Here is a 17,037-nt window from a genome sequence, read left to right as displayed (position 1 = left end):
CAAAGGAGGGCCTGAGCATGGCAAAGAGTCAGGTTGTAGCAAAAGGGGGCTTTAAGCCCCACTCATCGGCAAGGGTGTGGCAGGACTACCTGACCATGACCAAGCCCAAAGTCGTTGCCATGTTGTTGCTGACAGCATTGGTCGGGATGTGCCTGGCAGTACCGGGGATCCCGCCACTCAAGGCGGTGGTATTCGGTCTGGTTGGGATCGGCTTACAGTCGGCAGCTGCGGCGGCCTTCAATCATGTTTTGGATCGCCGCTTTGATGCCAAGATGGCAAGAACGTATCACCGCCCGCTGGCAAAAGGCCGGGTGGAGACTTACAAGGCGGTCATTTTTGCCTGTGTGCTGATGGTGGCCGGTTTTGTGGTGTTATGGCAACTCAATGCCTTGACCGCTTGGCTGACGTTTGCCAGTTTGATTGGCTATGCTGTGGTGTATACCGTCTGGCTCAAACACGCAACGCCGCAGAATATCGTGATTGGTGGCCTTGCCGGGGCGGCGCCTCCCTTGCTTGGGTGGACAGCGGTAACCGGAGAGCTGCATTCCCATGCGCTGTTGTTGGTGATGCTGGTGTTTACCTGGACCCCGCCACATTTCTGGGCGCTGGCTATCCATCGTCGCGATGACTATGCCAAGGCTGGGATCCCGATGCTACCGGTGACCCACGGTATTAGTTACACCAAGACCATGGTACTACTGTATACCTTGATGCTGGCCTTAGTGGGCCTGCTGCCGTGGTTGACGGGAATGAATGGCTGGTTGTATCTGGCGGGTAGCAGTGTGCTGAATCTTGGCTTTATTGGCTATGCGCTGAAGCTGAAGTTTGCCGATGAGCCCGGTCATGCATGGGCCACTTTCAAGTACTCTATCTGGCATTTGCTGGCGTTGTTCGTGGTTCTGTTGGCGGATCACTGGCTGGCAGCGCTGCTGGTTTAGTTGTGGGCTTAATGACTGCTTAGTTGCAGCATTGGGCCGCTCCCCCTGAATATTCCCATCCTGCAGACTGGGGATAGCCCCTGTGGATTTTGTTCACAGGGGCTTTTTATTTGGCCCTGAACACCAGATAATCGCGGGCCGGATATCGAGAGTTGAGGTTGTTGTGCTGCAAGCGTTGCGAGATAGAACATTGCACCGTCAGGTGTTTGCCCTGGCGTTGCCGATGGTGTTGTCGAATATTACCGTTCCCTTGTTGGGGTTGGTTGATGCTGCGGTGATAGGGCATCTCGAACATGCTTGGTATTTGGGCGGGGTTGCCGTTGGCGGGACCATGATCAATGTCACCTTCTGGCTGTTGGGCTTCTTGCGGATGGCCACTACCGGGCTCAGTGCCCAGGCCTACGGCGCTTCTGATCGCGACGCGCAGGCAAGGGTTTTCATTCAGGGTATCGCCTTGGCGTGGTTGATGGCGCTGGTGCTGCTCGTGTTCCACCGTCCGGTAGCCGATCTTATCTTCCATTTCAGCTCGGCCAGCAGCGAGGTGAAAACCTACGCCGAGCAGTATTTCTCCATCCGTATCTGGGGGGCGCCCGCAGCGTTGGCAAACTTTGTCATCATGGGCTGGCTGCTCGGTAGCCAGAATGCCAAGTTGCCAATGTGGCTGTTGATAGTGACCAACGTGGTCAATATCAGCTTGGATGTACTGTTTGTCCTCGGCTTTGGCTGGAAAGTGCAGGGTGCGGCGGCTGCCTCGGTACTGGCCGAGTACAGCGGGTTGGCTCTGGGGCTATGGTTTGTTTCCCGCCAATGGTTGAGCCAAGCGCTGCCGGCGTGGCGAAGTAAGCTGGGCAGCATACTCCATGGTACGGGCCGCTTGCTCAAGCTTAACCGGGATATATTTCTGCGTAGTCTGTGTCTGCAATTAACTTTCACCTTCATGACATTTCAGGGGGCCACACTAGGCGATAATGTGGTGGCAGCTAATGCGGTGTTGATGAGCTTCCTGATGCTTGTTTCCTATGCCATGGATGGGTTTGCCTATGCCATGGAGGCGATGGTGGGCAAGGCCATTGGTGCCCGTAACCGTGAGGAGCTCGGCCGCAGTTTGGTCGGGACGACCTTCTGGAGCCTGATGATTTCTCTGGTGCTGACCTTGGCATTTGCTGTCTTTGGCCGAGACATCATAGCGCTGATTTCCGATATTCCTGCCGTGCAACAAGAAGCGGCCCAGTACCTGCCATGGTTGGCTGCAGTGCCGTTGGTGGCGATGTGGTGCTTCTTGCTAGATGGCATATTTATAGGGGCGACACGGGGTAGGGAAATGCGTAACAGCATGTTCGTTGCCACCTGTTGTTATTTTGCTCTCTGGTGGCTGTTGGCCGGTTTTGGCAATCATGCTCTCTGGGGCGCGATGCTGGGGTTCATGGCAATGCGCGGGATCGGTTTGGCCGTGGTATTTGCCTATCAATGGCAAAAAAATATTTTCCTGCAACCAGCTAGTGCAAACAAATAGTTAGGACGAATTGACTTAATTTGTTCACTTTTGCGGCAAAAAAAGCTACCCAGGTGAGACATGATCTGTTTAAAATGCGAGCAATTATGTCACCTGGGGGGTTAAATGAAAAAAGCAGTATTGGCACTTTTTTTAGCGGTAATGACGATAAGTTGGGTCGCGCCTGCGATGGCCGCTATCCAGGGAAAGTCCTACAAAGTGACGGCAACGGCGTATAACTCAGTTCGGGCCCAGACTAACTCCAACCCATCGATAGCGGCTTGGGGTGATCGGTTGAAACCGGGGATGAAAGCGATAGCAATTTCGCGGGATTTTCTGGGCAGGGGCTTCAAGCGCGGAACCATCGTGAAAATCTCCGGCCTACCGGGTGAATATGTGGTACTGGATAAGATGAACAAGCGCTGGAGCAACAAGATTGATATCTACATGGGCCAGGATATCAAAGCCGCACGGAATTGGGGTCGCCGCAATGTGACCATTACCGTTGTGAAGTCGTAATGACGGTATCAACAACCTGAAAACATAACTGTTCTAATTAATTGCTAGAATCGCTATTTTTTCAGATTCGAGAGAATGCCAAGCGTATACACCTTTTTTTAGATCGGCCCTATTCAGTTTGGTATACAAAAAGCGAGAGCCAAGGCTCTCGCTTTTTTTATTTGTTTTACTCAGCTAGGAAGCTGTTAGTAGTAAGAGTGCTCACCACGTGCGTGCTCGGTGACATCGCGTACGCCTGTTAGCTCACCGGCAAACTGGGCCAGTAGCTCTTTTTCGATGCCTTCTTTCAAGGTCACATCGACCATTGAGCAGCCGTTACAACCACCGCCAAACTGAAGGATAGCGACGCCATCTTCGGTAATTTCAGCCAGTGATACATGACCACCGTGGCCGGCTAGCTGTGGGTTCACCTGAGTTTGGATCACGTAGTCGACACGCTCCATCAGCGACGCGTCGTCAGAGACTTTGCGTACCTTGGCATTCGGGGCTTTCAATGTTAGCTGTGAGCCCATTTTGTCGGTGACAAAATCAACTTCTGCATCTTCCAGAAACGGTAGGCTAAGTTCATCAACAAAAGCTGAAAACAGATCAAACTTGATTTCGGTGTCACTGGCTTCCACCGCTTCCGGTGGACAGTAGGACACGCCGCACTCTGCATTTTGGGTCCCAGGGTTTACCACGAATACACGGATGTTTGTCCCTTCAGGCTGCTGGGCCAGAAGTTTGCCGAAGTGCTGTTGAGCATTCTCAGTAATAGTAATCATAGACACGACGTAATACCTGACTTATTTAGTAAGATTAATTCTATTCTACTCTTTGCTGCCCTTTCTATCACCCATTAATCGCTGCAACTATGATTTCGGCACAGATCTCGGTGACTTTCTTCAAAATTTTACGCTGGGGTATAGCACAGACAATAGATATCTATTCGCTCCACTCCATGTTGGCGCAGCAGGATCGCCGCTGCAGCGACGGTACTGCCGGTCGTGACGACATCATCGACTAGGGCAACATGGCAAGGCAGTGCCTTATCGGTAAGTATAAATGCCCGTTCAAGGTTATGCAGGCGTTGTGCCTTACTGAGGCGGTGCTGGGGAACGGTATAGCGTTGGCGTTTTAATCGCTGGGTAGCAAGGCGGCTGCCGGTGTGCTGGGCGATGACTTGGGCGATAAGGCTGCTTTGGTTGAAACCGCGCTGTAGGCGGCGAAACGGGTGCAGGGGAATGGGGAGCAATAATGGGGCTGGATCATCGATCTGTTGTGCCAAAAGCTCTCCGAGGGGTTTGGCCAGCCAGAATTTTCGTTGGAATTTGAACTGGTGGATCACATGGCGCAGGGGAAATTGATATTCGCCGGCGCGGTATAAACGTTGCCATGGACGAGGGGCATTGAGGCAATGACCGCACTGGTCGGCATCCTCCGTGAGGGTATGGCCGCAGTGGCGGCAATATGGCGGACATGGAAAGCGAGCCAGACAATGTTGGCACCATATTGGATGTGGGCCCGTAGCCGGGAGGTGGCATAGCTGGCAACGGTGGTCGCGGCGGAGAAAGTTGGTGAATCGAGTAATAAGCGATACCATCCGTGTTATCCCAAGGCGTAAATAAAGGAAATATAGATGACCGCAGAGCTGCATTGGCAAACGCGAGGCCAAGGTTCCGATCTACTTCTCATTCATGGCTGGGGAATGAATGGTGCTGTGTGGCAGCAGGTCCTGCCTGCACTGGCCCAGCATTACCGGGTACACGTGGTTGATCTGCCGGGTTATGGCCACAGCCAGCACCGCTCGGCTGCCGATGTTGATGAAATAGCCCGTATGCTGCTAGATCAAGCGCCAGAGCAGGCGACGTGGCTGGGCTGGTCTTTGGGAGGCTTGGTCGCCACGACTGCTGCGTTGCAGGCTCCGGAGAGGGTGCAGCAGTTGGTAACTGTCGCGAGTTCACCCTGTTTTGCGGCTGAAAAGACGTGGCGAGGGATCAAACCGGAAGTCTTGGCGGATTTTCGCCGTCAGCTCGATCTGGATTTTAGGACTACGGTAGAGCGCTTCATGGCCTTGCAGGCGATGGGAAGCCCATCGGCCAAACAGGACATCCGCCGCCTCAAGGAAGCGGTATTATCTCGCCCCGAGCCCGAACCGGCTGCATTGGCGTTGGGGTTAGATATGTTGGCACAGGTGGATTTACGGCCAGAACTGGCTGCAATATCCCAGCCATGGTTGAGGCTCTATGGCCGACTTGACGGCTTGGTGCCGGCCAAGGTGGCCCGTGATCTTGATAAGCTTGCTCCGCAGTCGCAACAGCATGTATTTGCTGCCGCTTCCCATGCGCCGTTTATCTCCCATCCTGATGAATTTATCGATACGCTAAAAGCATTTATGGGTTAGCATGAGTAGATCTTTATGATGTTCGTGACTTGTCTGGCCTAAACTTTTTGCTATGTGGGCCGATAGCAGTGTTAGAGCGAAAATTTCAACGCTGTTTCTGACTTTAGCGCTATGGTGGGAGAAGGAAAACCAACATGACAATCGGCACTATCAATAATTCGCTAACGTATTCTCCGGTAAGCTTGCAGGCGGCTGCACAGCCTGATGCTGTTGTGGTAGAGAATAAAGCAGCAAATCTGGCGACTCAAAACAGCGAAGCGCCAACCGCCCAGACCAAGGTATCGATCTCTGATGAGGCGCGTCAGCTTCAGGCTAATGACGCAGCTGCGCAGAAGGACAAGTCGCAAGCGTCTGAACAAGATATGGGGGATAAGGCAGAAGCCTTTGCCTATGGCGCATTGGGTATGGATCACCCTGATGAGGTCAAATCCAATAGTGATGGCTTTTACAATGCCGGACAGTGGTTGGCTGCAGCGGGTACGGTAGCGACCGTTCTGTTGGCCGTCGCCTGATCGTTTGAAAACCTGAGATCGATTTCACTATCGCCCGCAGCATAATATGCAGATGACAGGAGAGATGTACCAGCATGTTAGTCACTCCCGTACAGGTAGGTGCCCCCGCTGTTGCCCCGACGATAAATCCGCCGACTGAGCAAACCGCGCGGGATAATCGTGTACGCGAGAAAATTGTACCGACGACTGAAATGCAGTCATCTGCTCAAGAGCGAGCGCTGAGTAGCGAAGAGAAACAGCTCAAGAAGCCATCTTGGGATCCCTCCGAACACCCCAATTATCAGCAGGCCGTTGAAGAAAAGCATTACGGTTATCAAGAATCCATGGAGATGCTGGTTAAAGCCCTGTCGGCTGACAGTTATTTAGCCGATGTTAATGAACTGGGGTACTCCATGCATATCAAGTTGCCGCGTGAACTGCTTGAGGCGCTGGAGCAGATCAGCCAGTCAGAGCGCACCAAAGGTGTGGTTGCCCACAAGTATGCGCAGGCTACAGTGCCCAACCCGCCGACGGAATACTTGGTAGTGCTTTAATGTGGCTAGGGGCAAGCGGCCAGAGGTTAGAGGGGCAGCAAAGTCATATTGGTTCGCTTTACTAAGCTCGGCAGTAGGGCAACTCATTTAAATCGCCAATCGCCAATCGCCAATCGCCAATCGCCAATCGCCAGATAACAAAAGAGCCAGCATTCTCATGCTGGCTCTTTGCGTTTTCATTTGCGTGAAGCCTAAATTACTTCTTCTTCGCGTTGGCAAAAGCGGCAGCGAATGCACCGCCCACCGCATTGTTGCCATTGTCTGCAGGCTTGTTCTGGCGCTGACGTGGCTGAGGGTTGTTTTGTGAACGGTTGCCCTGGGAGCGGTTGCCTTGTGAACGGTCTCCCTGCGGTTTGCGGGCCGGCTTGTTGTCCTGTCCCGGCTCATCGCTTAGGCGCATCGACATGCCAATGCGTTTGCGTTGCAAGTCCACTTCCATCACCTTGACTTTGACGATATCGCCGGCCTTGACCACTTCGCGTGGGTCGGAGACAAACTTGTCTGACAGCGCAGAGATATGCACCAGACCATCTTGGTGAACGCCGACATCGACAAAGGCACCGAAGTTGGTGACATTGGTGATCACCCCTTCAAGCACCATACCCGGGATCAAATCTTTGACCTCGTTGACCCCTTCGGCGAAGGTGGCGGTCTTGAACTCAGGGCGCGGGTCACGGCCCGGTTTATCGAGCTCGCTGATAATGTCGGTGACAGTCGGCAGGCCGAATTTTTCATCAGTGTAGTCTGCGGCCTTGACCGTACGCAGGAACTCGCTGTTGCCGATGATCGCATCGAGGGCCTTGTCGTTGGCTGCGGCCATATTCTTGACCACGGCATAGGATTCCGGGTGAACTGCCGAGCTATCAAGCGGGTTCTTACCGCCCATGATACGCAGGAAACCGGCACACTGCTCGAACGCTTTTGGCCCAAGGCGCGAGACTTTTTTCAGCGTGGTGCGGCTGTCGAAGCGGCCGTTTTCATCACGGTAGCTGACAATGTTCTGGGCAATGGTACCGTTCAGGCCCGCGACTCGGGTCAACAGGGCTGGAGAGGCGGTGTTTACATCAACACCGACGGCATTTACACAATCCTCGACCACGGCATCCAGTCGCTTGGCCAGCATGTTCTGGCTGACATCGTGCTGGTACTGGCCCACTCCGATAGATTTCGGGTCGATTTTCACCAGCTCGGCCAGCGGATCCTGTAGGCGGCGGCCGATAGAGACAGCGCCACGCAGTGACACATCCAGATTCGGGAATTCGTTGGCTGCCAGCTCGGAGGCCGAATAGACCGATGCCCCGGCTTCGCTCACCATCACGCTTTGGATCTTGAGGCTATTGTCCTTGAGCAGGTTGGCAACAAAGCTGTCTGTTTCACGTGAAGCAGTGCCGTTGCCGATCGCAATCAAATCGACATCATGTTTGTTAAGCAGTGCCAGCAAGGTGGCTTCGGCTTCGGCAACACGGGATCGGGCGGTGTGCGGATAGATAGTGGCTGTATCGAGTAGTTTACCGGTGCTATCGACAACCGCGACCTTACAACCGGTACGCAAGCCCGGATCCAGCGCCAGCGTCACGCGCGGGCCGGCCGGTGCGGCCATCAGCAAGTCCTTGAGGTTGTCGGCAAATACCTGCATCGCGCCGTCTTCGGCCTTTTCCTTCAGTGCCGCCATCAGCTCGGTTTCCAGGTGCATGGCAATCTTGATCCGCCATGCCCAGCTGATCACCTGCTTACGCCAGATATCGGCCGGTTGGGTTCCCAAGGTCACACCAAGGTGGTCGATAATCATCACTTCGCAGTAGGAGCCGCGGACGCCTTCGTCCTGATTCGGATCGGCATTGAGGCTGATTTGCAAAAAACCTTCGTTACGGCCACGGAACAGGGCCAAAGCACGGTGGGAAGGGATATTCTTGAACACTTCGCTGTACTCGAAGTAGTCCTTGAATTTGGCGCCTTCCTGCTCCTTGCCCTCAACAACCCGCGAGGTTAGCTCGGCCTGTGATAGCAGGTGGCGGCGAATTTTCTCCAGCAGCGTGGCATCTTCGGCAAAGCGCTCCATCAGGATCGCGCGGGCACCGTCGAGTACGGCTTTGCTATCGGCAAAGCCTTTATCTGCATCGATATAGGCCGAGGCGCTGTCTTCTGGTGTTTGGCTTGGATCGGCCCAAAGTGAGTCGGCCAGCGGCTCAATACCCGCTTCGATGGCGATCTGACCTTTGGTACGGCGCTTGGGCTTGTAAGGCAGGTAGAGATCTTCTAAGCGGGTCTTGCTGTCGGCATCTTTGATGGCCGCTTCGAGCACGGCGCTCAGCTTGCCCTGCTCGGTAATGGATTTGATGATCACCTGTCGGCGATCTTCGAGCTCGCGCAGGTAGCCAAGGCGAGATTCGAGGTTGCGGAGCTGGGTATCATCCAGTCCGCCGGTCACTTCCTTGCGGTAACGGGCCACGAAAGGCACGGTGTTACCGTCATCGAGCAAAGTGATTGCGGCTGTGACTTGTTCCTGGCGAACATTCAGCTCGGTGGCAATCAACTGGTTGATCGTATTGCTCATCCGTTCATTTCTCTTGTTGTTTTGTATAAGCCCATTCTACGGGCGATTGGGGTGCAGGCAAGGCATTGCGTGTTAGCGAACTGTCAGTATCTGACAGCGTTATCAAACCGCCACTACTGATAGCGGATACTGTTGACAAACCACTCTTTTTTGCCTGCTGGTGTATTCACTTTCACCTCGTCATCGACTTCTTTTTTCAACAGGGCGCGCGCCATGGGGGAATCAATCGAGATGTAGTCGTTGCGGCCGTATATCTCATCCGGGCCGACAATGCGGAAAGCCTTGGTCTCACCGTCGTCGTTTTCGATTTCGACAAAGGCACCAAAGAAGATCTTGCCGTCTTGCTGCGGCGAGTAGTCGACCACCTGTACTTGTTCTAGTCGTTTGCGCAGATAGCGTACCCGGCGGTCGATTTCGCGCAGGCGCTTCTTGTTATACTGGTAGTCAGCATTTTCCGAGCGGTCGCCAAGGCTAGCTGCCCAAGTGACCTTTTTAGTGACCTCGGGGCGATCTTCCTTCCACAGGAAATCGAGTTCACGTTTAAGCTTGTCATAGCCCTCGCGGGTAATGAGGTTGGTTTTCATTGCAGGGTCCGGTTGTCTATCGGGTTGCTGAAACTGAATGTCTCTCTTGTTTCACATAGTCGTTCGGTGCGAGGCGCAGATCAAGTATCAGCGACCCAGAATGCGTATTGTTTTGGATAGTTCATTGAATTTAGGTTAGTTTAAAAGGTAGGTAAACAAAGATTGTTGTTACGGTAACAGTGTCAACCACCAGAAAACTGGCGCTTTTGACATAAACGGTAACAATTTAGTGGTTATTTTAGCGGCAATTTTCAGCTAACCGCTGGGTACGTCGAGTAAAATACGCCCAAAGCACGATAACTTTGGTCGATGCAAGTAAGGTGAGATATGCAGGAAAATTATAAGATTCTAGTTGTTGATGATGACATGCGTCTGCGCGCGCTACTGGAGCGTTACCTGTCAGAGCAGGGCTTCCAAGTGCGTAGCGTGGCCAACGGTGAGCAAATGGACCGCTTATTGTCCCGCGAAACCTTCCATCTGATGGTATTGGATTTGATGCTGCCAGGTGAAGATGGCCTATCGATTTGCCGCCGTTTACGTAATGCCAACAACATGCTGCCGATCCTGATGCTGACCGCCAAAGGTGACGAAGTAGATCGCATTGTCGGCTTGGAAGTCGGTGCGGATGATTACCTGCCTAAGCCATTCAACCCACGCGAACTGCTGGCTCGTATCCGTGCCGTTTTGCGTCGTCAGACGGTTGAAGCACCGGGTGCACCGAGTGTTGATAGCAAGGTTATCGAGTTCGGCGAGTTCCGCCTGAATCTGGGTACCCGTGAAATGTTCCGTGGCGAAGAATCAATGCCACTGACTTCGGGTGAGTTTGCGGTATTGAAAGCCTTGGTGACCAATGCCCGTGAGCCGATGTCCCGTGATAAATTGATGAACATGGCCCGCGGCCGTGAATATTCTGCGATGGAGCGTTCGATTGATGTTCAGATCTCTCGCTTACGCCGAATGATTGAAGAAGATCCAAGCCGCCCGCGCTACATCCAGACTGTTTGGGGACTGGGCTACGTGTTTGTCCCGGATGGCAGCGAGGCGTAAGCCATGCGACTGTCGCCACGCAGTACCTTTACCCGGACACTGATCCTTCTGGCTGGCTTGTTGATAGCCAGCCAGATTTTCTCTTATCTGGCTGTCCTCAACTATGCCTTGCTGCCGAGCCTGCAGCAGTTCAACCGGATCCTCGCCTATGAAGTGCGTTTGATGCTCAAGGAAGATGTCGAGTTGGCTGACGGCAATACCTTCCACCTTGATACCCCGCTGCGTCGCCAGTTGCTTGAGCAACTGGGCGTGACCTTGCACGCTGAAGATGGGACTGATCCGATCCATGACGAGGAGCTGCAGGAGTTTTCCAAGGCGACCGTGATTGAGTATCTCAGCGAGGAGATGACCCAGGAGCTGGAGTCGCCGACGGAAGTCCGGCTGGTGCTGGGGGCAGACAGTTATGTGCTGTGGCTGAAAAGCGAGTCGATACCCGGCTACCTGATGCGGATCCCGTTGTCTGAATTGCAGGAAGATGACTTTTCGCCGCTGTTCCACTACAGCCTGATCATAGCCTTTATGGTGATCGCGGGCGGTTGGTTGTTCATCCGGATCCAGAATCGGCCATTGGTGGCACTGGAGCAGGCTGCCTTGCAGGTGGCCAAAGCTGAAACGCCGCCGGTGCTACCTGAGCGTGGGGCATCGGAAATCCGGGCGGTGACCAAGGCCTTCAACAAGATGTCGGCAGGGATCAAGCAGCTGGAAGATGACCGGGCCTTGCTGATGGCCGGGGTAAGCCATGATTTGCGTACACCTTTGACCCGTATTCGTCTGGCGACGGAGATGATGTCACCGGAAGATGGTTATCTGGCCGAGAGTATGATTAAGGACACTGAGGAGTGTAACGAGATCATCAGCCAGTTCATGGACTACCTCAAGTCAACCAAAAAGCAGGCAGAGGAAGAGCTGGAGCTTAACTACTTGCTGGAAGAGGCTGCGGAAGCCGAAGGGGGCTATGAGCGTCAGGTCGAGCTGGAATTGGCTGCCATTCCCGGTGTCGTGATTGGCAATGGGGTCTCTATCAAGCGCTCTATCGCCAATTTGGTGGTCAATGCCCAGCGCTATGGTAATGGTTGGGTCAAGATATCCAGCGGGACGGCTGCGGATCGCAAGAGTGCATGGTTCTGTGTCGAGGACGATGGCCCCGGTATTGATCCCGAGCAGGTGGCAAGGATGTTCCAGCCATTGACCCGTGGGGACACGGCGCGTGGTACGGATACTGAAGGGACCGGTTTGGGGCTGGCGATTGTCAAACGTATCATCGACCAGCACGAAGGGGTGATCCAGGTATCCAACCGCCGCGAAGGTGGCTTGCGGGTGCAGATCAGCTTACCTTTGCTCGTTAAGAAGTAGCCGGTTGAAAAGTAATGATTGGCCGTCTTGAGCTAAGCCGCTAAACGTAAAAAGCGAGGGTGATATCACCCTCGCTTTTTTTATTGCCGCTAGAATAGCTTGTTAGGCATTAGAATAGTTTTCCCGCTGGCCGAGCCAGCGGTCGATGATCGCCTTGGCGTTGTCCGGGTAGTTATCGTGTAGGTAACGGGCCAGCTTCTGGACCTGTGGGATCAGGTGCTGGTCACGGATCAGATCGGCCACCTTGAATTCGGCCACACCGGTCTGTTTGGTGCCGAGCAGTTCACCGGGACCTCGGATTTCCAAATCGCGCTGGGCAATCACAAAGCCATCACTGCTTTCGCGCAGTACCCCAAGTCGTTTTTGCGCTGTTTTTGACAGCGGGGCATGGTAGAGCAGTACACAGTGGCTGGCGACATTGCCACGGCCAACCCGGCCGCGTAACTGGTGCAGCTGGGCCAATCCGAGCCGCTCGGGGTTTTCAATTACCATCAGGCTGGAGTTGGGGACGTCGACACCCACTTCGATAACGGTGGTTGCAACCAAAAGGTGCAACTCACCATCCTTGAAGCGTTTCATCACTTCCTGCTTTTCTGCTGGCTTCATACGGCCATGGACCAAACCGATGTTGAGCTCTGGCAACTGGGCCGTCAGCTCGTCGGCGGTATCAGAGGCGGCTTGCGCTTCCAGTACCTCGGACTCATCAATCAGGGTACAGACCCAGTAGGCCTGGCGGCCTTCATTGAGGCAGGCCGAACGAATACGTTCGATAATTTCCTGGCGGCGTGAATCGGGCAGGGCCACGGTTTGGATCGGGGTACGCCCCGGTGGTAGCTCATCGATGACCGAGGTTTCCAAATCGGCATAGGCGGTCATCGCCAAGGTACGCGGAATAGGGGTCGCGGTCATGATCAGCTGGTGCGGATAGCAGCCACCGTTGGCGCCTTTCTCACGCAGCTCTAGGCGCTGGTGGACCCCGAAGCGGTGTTGTTCGTCGATAATGACCAAAGCCAAGTTATTGAATACCACCTGCTCTTGGAACAGGGCATGGGTACCCACCACCATTTTGGCTTCGCCGCTTTCGATCCGGGCCAGCTCCTTGTCGCGGGCTTTGCCTTTGAGCTTGCCGGCGAGCCAGCCGACTTCAATACCCATTGGGTTGAGCCAGGCGGCAAAGTTGATAGCATGCTGTTCGGCGAGCAATTCGGTCGGCGCCATCAGGGCCACTTGGTAGCCATGCTCGATAGCACGCAGCGCGGCTAGGGCGGCGACCAGGGTTTTACCCGAGCCTACATCCCCTTGAACCAGGCGCATCATCGGGTGTGGCACGGCAAGGTCGCGTTCGATATCGGCTACCACCCGTTGCTGGGCACCGGTTGGGCTGAACGGCAGGCTTTCTAGCAGTTTGTCTTTGAGCGTATTGCTCTCGGCAAGCGGCCATGCTGCATGGCGCTGGCTCTTGTGGCGTACTGCCAGCATCGACAGGTTCTGCGCCAGCAATTCCTCGAGGATCAGACGCTGCTGGGCTGGGTGCTTGCCTTCCTCTAGCTGGTCGAGTGACACATCCGGTGTCGGTCGATGCATCACATGCAGTGCTTGGGACAGGGTCATCTGGCGGTCGTACAGGCCTTCTGGCAGCAACTCGCGCACCGCAGACTTATCGAGCAATCGCATGGCTTGATCGGTCAGGTTACGCAGGGTCAGCTGGCGTAGGCCATCGGTGGTCGGGTAGACCGGCGTCAGGGTTTCCTCGGTACTGAGTTCAGTGGGCTCTGAGAAAACTTTGTAGTCAGGATGGATGATCTCCAGCCCGTATTTGCCACGTTTGATCTCGCCGTAGGCTTTGACCTGCTTGCCTTCGGCCAGGCTGTTTTTCATAGCCGCATTGAAGTTGAAAAAGCGCAGAGTGGCACTGCCACTCTGGTCGCTGATCTTTACAGTCAGCATCCGGCGTTTGCCAAAGGCGATATTGCTGCTGATCACCTCACCCTGAATGGTCAGGTGCTGGCCGGCTATTGCACTGGCAATAGGCCAGATCCGGGTGCGGTCTTCGTAGCGGAGCGGTAGGTGGAAGAGGAGATCCTGCACCGTATGCAGGCCGATTTTTTCCAGTTTTTCTGCCATTTTGGCACCGACCCCCGACAGTTCTGTCAGGGCTATAGTATCGAGAAGTTGTCCGCTCATTACTACTCCATTATCGCCACATCCGTTTAAGGTAATGATTTTTTCTTTTTCGGCTCGGTGGCCTGCATGATGCTCCACCACTGCTCATCGGCAGCAATTTGGCCATTCTCGTCCAGTGGTGGGTAAGGCAGCCCCTTGCGGCGGGCGACCTTGGCCAGTACCGGGTGGCCGCGCTCGAACAAGATACGGTGGACCACGTCATCGGGCAACGGGGTTTTATCCCTGTTATACATACCGGCATTTTGGCGTTGGCGCTGTGCTTCATACAAGATCAGGGCGCTGGCGACCGAGACATTCAATGACTGTACCATACCTACCATTGGGATGATGATATCCTGATCGGCCATCGACAGGGCTTCAGCGGTGATCCCATTTTTCTCGCCACCCAAGATAATGGCTGTCGGTTTGGTGTAATCCACTTCACGAAAATCAACTGCCGTGTCGGACAGGTTGGTTGCCAATACCTGCATCCCTTGTGCTTTGAGTGCGCTGACCGCATCGACCATCGAGTTGTGGGTTTCGAGCTCGACCCAGTTGCGGGCACCAGCCGACGTGTGGCTCAGCACTTTCATGCCCTCTTTAGGCCATACGGCATGGACCTTGTGGATCCCTACTGCATCGGCGGTACGGATAATCGCCGAGACATTATTGGGTTTGTGGACTTCTTCCATGCACACCGTCAAGTCTGGCTGGCGGGTGGCAAGGACCTCGTGGATACGTTGGAAGCGTTCTGGGCTCATTGTTCTTTGTTACCTAAAGAAAACGCCCGAGAACGGGCGTTTTTTAATTTTTGACGGGCCAAGCGAGATGCTGGCGCGGTTAATTTTTCTGGCGCGAAACGCGCACCACATTGGGCATGACCCGGATCCGGCGCATAATGTCGGCCAGATGGATACGTCCCTTGGTGGTCAGACGCACAGTAATGGTATACAGGCGACCGTCTTTCTCTTCCGTTGCCAGGCCCTGGATATTCGATCCGGTCGCAGCAATGGTATTGGTCAAGTCGGCCAGTGCACCCTGGTGGTTTTGCATATCGACCTTGAGCGAAGTGACAAACTCCTGCTCGAAGTCTTCGCTCCACTCAACTGCCATGTATTTGTCCGGCTCTTTCTGGTAACCACGGATGTTGGCACATTCTTCGCGGTGGATCACCAAGCCTTTACCCGGGCTGACATGGGCCATAATTGGGTCACCGTGGATCGGGTGACAGCAGTTGGCAAAGGTCAGTAAGATACCGTCAGCGCCGCGAATTGGCAGGCGTTGATCAGACTCTTTGGTGGTGAGTTCATCGGCGCTGCCCAGTAGGCGGCGGGCAATGACCACACTCATCAACTCACCCAGGCCTATTTCGGCCAGCAAATCTTCGAGGTTTGCAAGGCGAAGATCGGTCAGTACCTGATGCAGGTTATCTTCATCAATCTGGTCGATGTTGATCGCACCTAGGGCGTGGTTGAGCAGGCGGCGGCCAAGGGTAATGGATTCTTCGCGACGCATGGTCTTGAGCACCTGGCGGATCTTGGTGCGGGCGCGGGAAGTCACCACATAGTTGAGCCAAGCGGCATTCGGGCGAGCACCCGGTGCGCTGATGATTTCAATGGTCTGGCCATTTTTCAGCGGCTTGCTGAGCGGGTACGGTTGGCGTTCGACACGGGCACCGACACAAGCATTACCGACATCGGTATGTACTGCGTAGGCAAAATCGACCGCGGTGGCACCGACAGGCAGCTCGACAATCCGGCCTTTCGGTGTGAAGACGTAAATCTCATCCGGGAACAGATCCGACTTAACGTTTTCAATGAACTCGAACGAGCTACCCGCACTTTGCTGCAGCTCCAGTAGGCTCTGCATCCAGCGCTGGGCTTTGACCTGCGCTGTGGTACCAGGGCTTTCGCCGTCTTTGTAGGCCCAGTGGGCAGCGACACCTTTGTCGGCCATCTGATCCATATCTTCGGTACGGATCTGGACTTCCACTGGTACCCCGTGTGGGCCTACCAATGAGGTATGGAGCGACTGGTAGCCGTTGGCTTTCGGGATCGCGATATAGTCTTTCATCCGGCTCGGGCGGGGCTTGTACAGGTTATGGACCTGTCCCAGTACGCGATAGCAGGTATCCAGATCTTTGACTAGTACGCGGAAGGCGTAGATGTCCATGATCGAGTGGAAGCGCTGCTCCTTGTTCTTCATCTTGTTGTAGATGGAGTACAGGTTTTTCTCGCGGCCTTGTACCGTGCCTTCAATCCCCGCGTCTTTGAGGCGGCCCTCAATTTCGGCGTGGATCTTATTAATCATTTCTTTGCGGTTACCCCGTGCGGCAGCCACCACTTCCTTCAAAACACGGTAGCGGTTCGGATACAGGGCCTCGAAACCCAGTTCTTCCAGTTCGGTTTTGATGTTGTGGATACCCAAGCGGTGCGCCAGCGGAGAGAAGATCTCCAGCGTCTCGCGGGCAATGCGGCGGCGTTTGTCCGGACGCAGGGCACCCAAGGTGCGCATGTTGTGCGTACGGTCGGCCAGCTTGATGAGGATAACGCGGATGTCATGGGCCATGGCCATGATCATCTTGCGGAAGTTCTCGGCTTGCGCTTCTTTGCGATCGCGGAACTTCAGCTTGTCTAGCTTGGAGACCCCATCAACCAACTCGGCCACGGTGGAGCCAAAGCGACTGTCGAGATCGTCTTTGGTGACCTCGGTATCTTCGATGACATCGTGGAGGAGGGCTGCCATTAATGTTTCGTAGTCGAGGCGCATTTCGGCCAAGATACGGGCAACGGCAATGGGATGGATGATGTAAGGTTCGCCACTGGAGCGGGTCTGCCCCTCGTGGGCATCACGCGCAACTAAATAAGCCTGCCTGAGCGCCTCTATTTGAGACTCAGGCAGGTATTCGATCGCGACTTCTTTCAGGCTATCAAAAAGATACAATTCGCCCGGTTCCCTG

At 54.5% G+C, this 17,037-nt stretch carries 15 protein-coding genes; 8 read left to right on the top strand and 7 right to left on the bottom strand.

Going from position 1 to position 17,037, the window contains the following annotated elements:
* Positions 1-17: 17 nt before the first annotated feature.
* The 3 genes from cyoE (at position 18) to L4D79_RS21855 (ending at position 2,949) form a co-directional block, all read left to right on the top strand.
* The gene (gene cyoE / locus L4D79_RS21865) at positions 18-938 is read left to right on the top strand and encodes a heme o synthase (protein ID WP_428654348.1); all 921 of its coding nucleotides are present in this window, start codon (positions 18-20) and stop codon (positions 936-938) included.
* A gap of 163 nt (positions 939-1,101) precedes the next feature.
* Positions 1,102-2,451 (top strand): MATE family efflux transporter DinF, encoded by a 1,350-nt coding sequence (dinF, locus tag L4D79_RS21860; RefSeq protein WP_428654503.1) that lies wholly within the window; start codon positions 1,102-1,104, stop codon positions 2,449-2,451.
* Between the two features lie 105 nt (positions 2,452-2,556).
* Positions 2,557-2,949: a 3D domain-containing protein gene (locus tag L4D79_RS21855; RefSeq protein WP_428654346.1), complete on the top strand. Its 393-nt coding sequence runs from the start codon at positions 2,557-2,559 to the stop codon at positions 2,947-2,949.
* Positions 2,950-3,134: 185 nt separating this feature from the next.
* Here the strand turns inward: L4D79_RS21855 and nfuA are convergent, their stop codons facing one another.
* Both nfuA and L4D79_RS21845 read right to left on the bottom strand, forming a co-directional pair.
* Positions 3,135-3,713: a Fe-S biogenesis protein NfuA gene (gene nfuA, locus L4D79_RS21850; RefSeq protein WP_107349739.1), complete on the bottom strand. Its 579-nt coding sequence runs from the start codon at positions 3,711-3,713 to the stop codon at positions 3,135-3,137.
* Between the two features lie 128 nt (positions 3,714-3,841).
* On the bottom strand, positions 3,842-4,531 hold the full coding sequence (locus L4D79_RS21845) for a ComF family protein (RefSeq protein WP_428654344.1): 690 nt from the start codon (positions 4,529-4,531) through the stop codon (positions 3,842-3,844).
* A gap of 36 nt (positions 4,532-4,567) precedes the next feature.
* Between L4D79_RS21845 and bioH the strand changes: the two genes are divergently transcribed.
* From bioH to L4D79_RS21830, 3 genes are all read left to right on the top strand, one after another.
* Entirely contained in the window at positions 4,568-5,332 is a 765-nt protein-coding gene (gene bioH / locus L4D79_RS21840; RefSeq protein ID WP_428654342.1) for a pimeloyl-ACP methyl ester esterase BioH, read from the top strand.
* Positions 5,333-5,466: 134 nt separating this feature from the next.
* Complete coding sequence (locus L4D79_RS21835; protein ID WP_428654340.1) at positions 5,467-5,844, top strand: hypothetical protein; 378 nt, start codon at positions 5,467-5,469, stop codon at positions 5,842-5,844.
* Between the two features lie 74 nt (positions 5,845-5,918).
* Positions 5,919-6,377 (top strand): ATP-dependent Lon protease, encoded by a 459-nt coding sequence (locus tag L4D79_RS21830; protein WP_428654338.1) that lies wholly within the window; start codon positions 5,919-5,921, stop codon positions 6,375-6,377.
* Positions 6,378-6,573: 196 nt separating this feature from the next.
* On the opposite strand, the gene L4D79_RS21825 is transcribed toward L4D79_RS21830, so the two are convergent.
* Together L4D79_RS21825 and greB are read right to left on the bottom strand one after the other, a co-directional pair.
* Positions 6,574-8,931, bottom strand: coding sequence for a Tex family protein (locus L4D79_RS21825; RefSeq protein WP_428654336.1), 2,358 nt, complete (start codon positions 8,929-8,931; stop codon positions 6,574-6,576).
* 113 nt (positions 8,932-9,044) lie between these two features.
* Positions 9,045-9,515 carry a transcription elongation factor GreB gene (gene greB / locus L4D79_RS21820; RefSeq protein WP_428654334.1) on the bottom strand — a complete coding sequence of 157 codons (471 nt, stop codon included), beginning with the start codon at positions 9,513-9,515 and terminating at the stop codon, positions 9,045-9,047.
* Positions 9,516-9,842: 327 nt separating this feature from the next.
* On the opposite strand from greB, the gene ompR reads away from it, so the two are divergent.
* Positions 9,843-10,562, top strand: a complete 720-nt coding sequence (gene ompR, locus L4D79_RS21815; RefSeq protein ID WP_107349746.1) for an osmolarity response regulator transcription factor OmpR — start codon at positions 9,843-9,845, stop codon at positions 10,560-10,562.
* 3 nt (positions 10,563-10,565) lie between these two features.
* Positions 10,566-11,915, top strand: a complete 1,350-nt coding sequence (envZ, locus tag L4D79_RS21810) for a two-component system sensor histidine kinase EnvZ (protein ID WP_428654330.1) — start codon at positions 10,566-10,568, stop codon at positions 11,913-11,915.
* Positions 11,916-12,017: 102 nt separating this feature from the next.
* Here the strand turns inward: envZ and recG are convergent, their stop codons facing one another.
* From recG to spoT, 3 genes are all read right to left on the bottom strand, one after another.
* A complete protein-coding gene (recG, locus tag L4D79_RS21805) occupies positions 12,018-14,099 on the bottom strand; it encodes an ATP-dependent DNA helicase RecG (RefSeq protein ID WP_428654328.1) in 2,082 nt (693 codons plus the stop codon).
* A 26-nt stretch (positions 14,100-14,125) separates the two neighbouring features.
* Positions 14,126-14,839, bottom strand: a complete 714-nt coding sequence (gene trmH / locus L4D79_RS21800) for a tRNA (guanosine(18)-2'-O)-methyltransferase TrmH (RefSeq protein ID WP_428654326.1) — start codon at positions 14,837-14,839, stop codon at positions 14,126-14,128.
* 79 nt (positions 14,840-14,918) lie between these two features.
* On the bottom strand, positions 14,919-17,021 hold the full coding sequence (gene spoT, locus L4D79_RS21795; protein WP_428654324.1) for a bifunctional GTP diphosphokinase/guanosine-3',5'-bis pyrophosphate 3'-pyrophosphohydrolase: 2,103 nt from the start codon (positions 17,019-17,021) through the stop codon (positions 14,919-14,921).
* Positions 17,022-17,037: the final 16 nt, after the last annotated feature.

This window comes from Photobacterium satsumensis (assembly GCF_050336935.1).
Taxonomy (GTDB): domain Bacteria; phylum Pseudomonadota; class Gammaproteobacteria; order Enterobacterales; family Vibrionaceae; genus Photobacterium; species Photobacterium satsumensis.
This window is presented reverse-complemented; position numbering and strand designations above follow the sequence as displayed.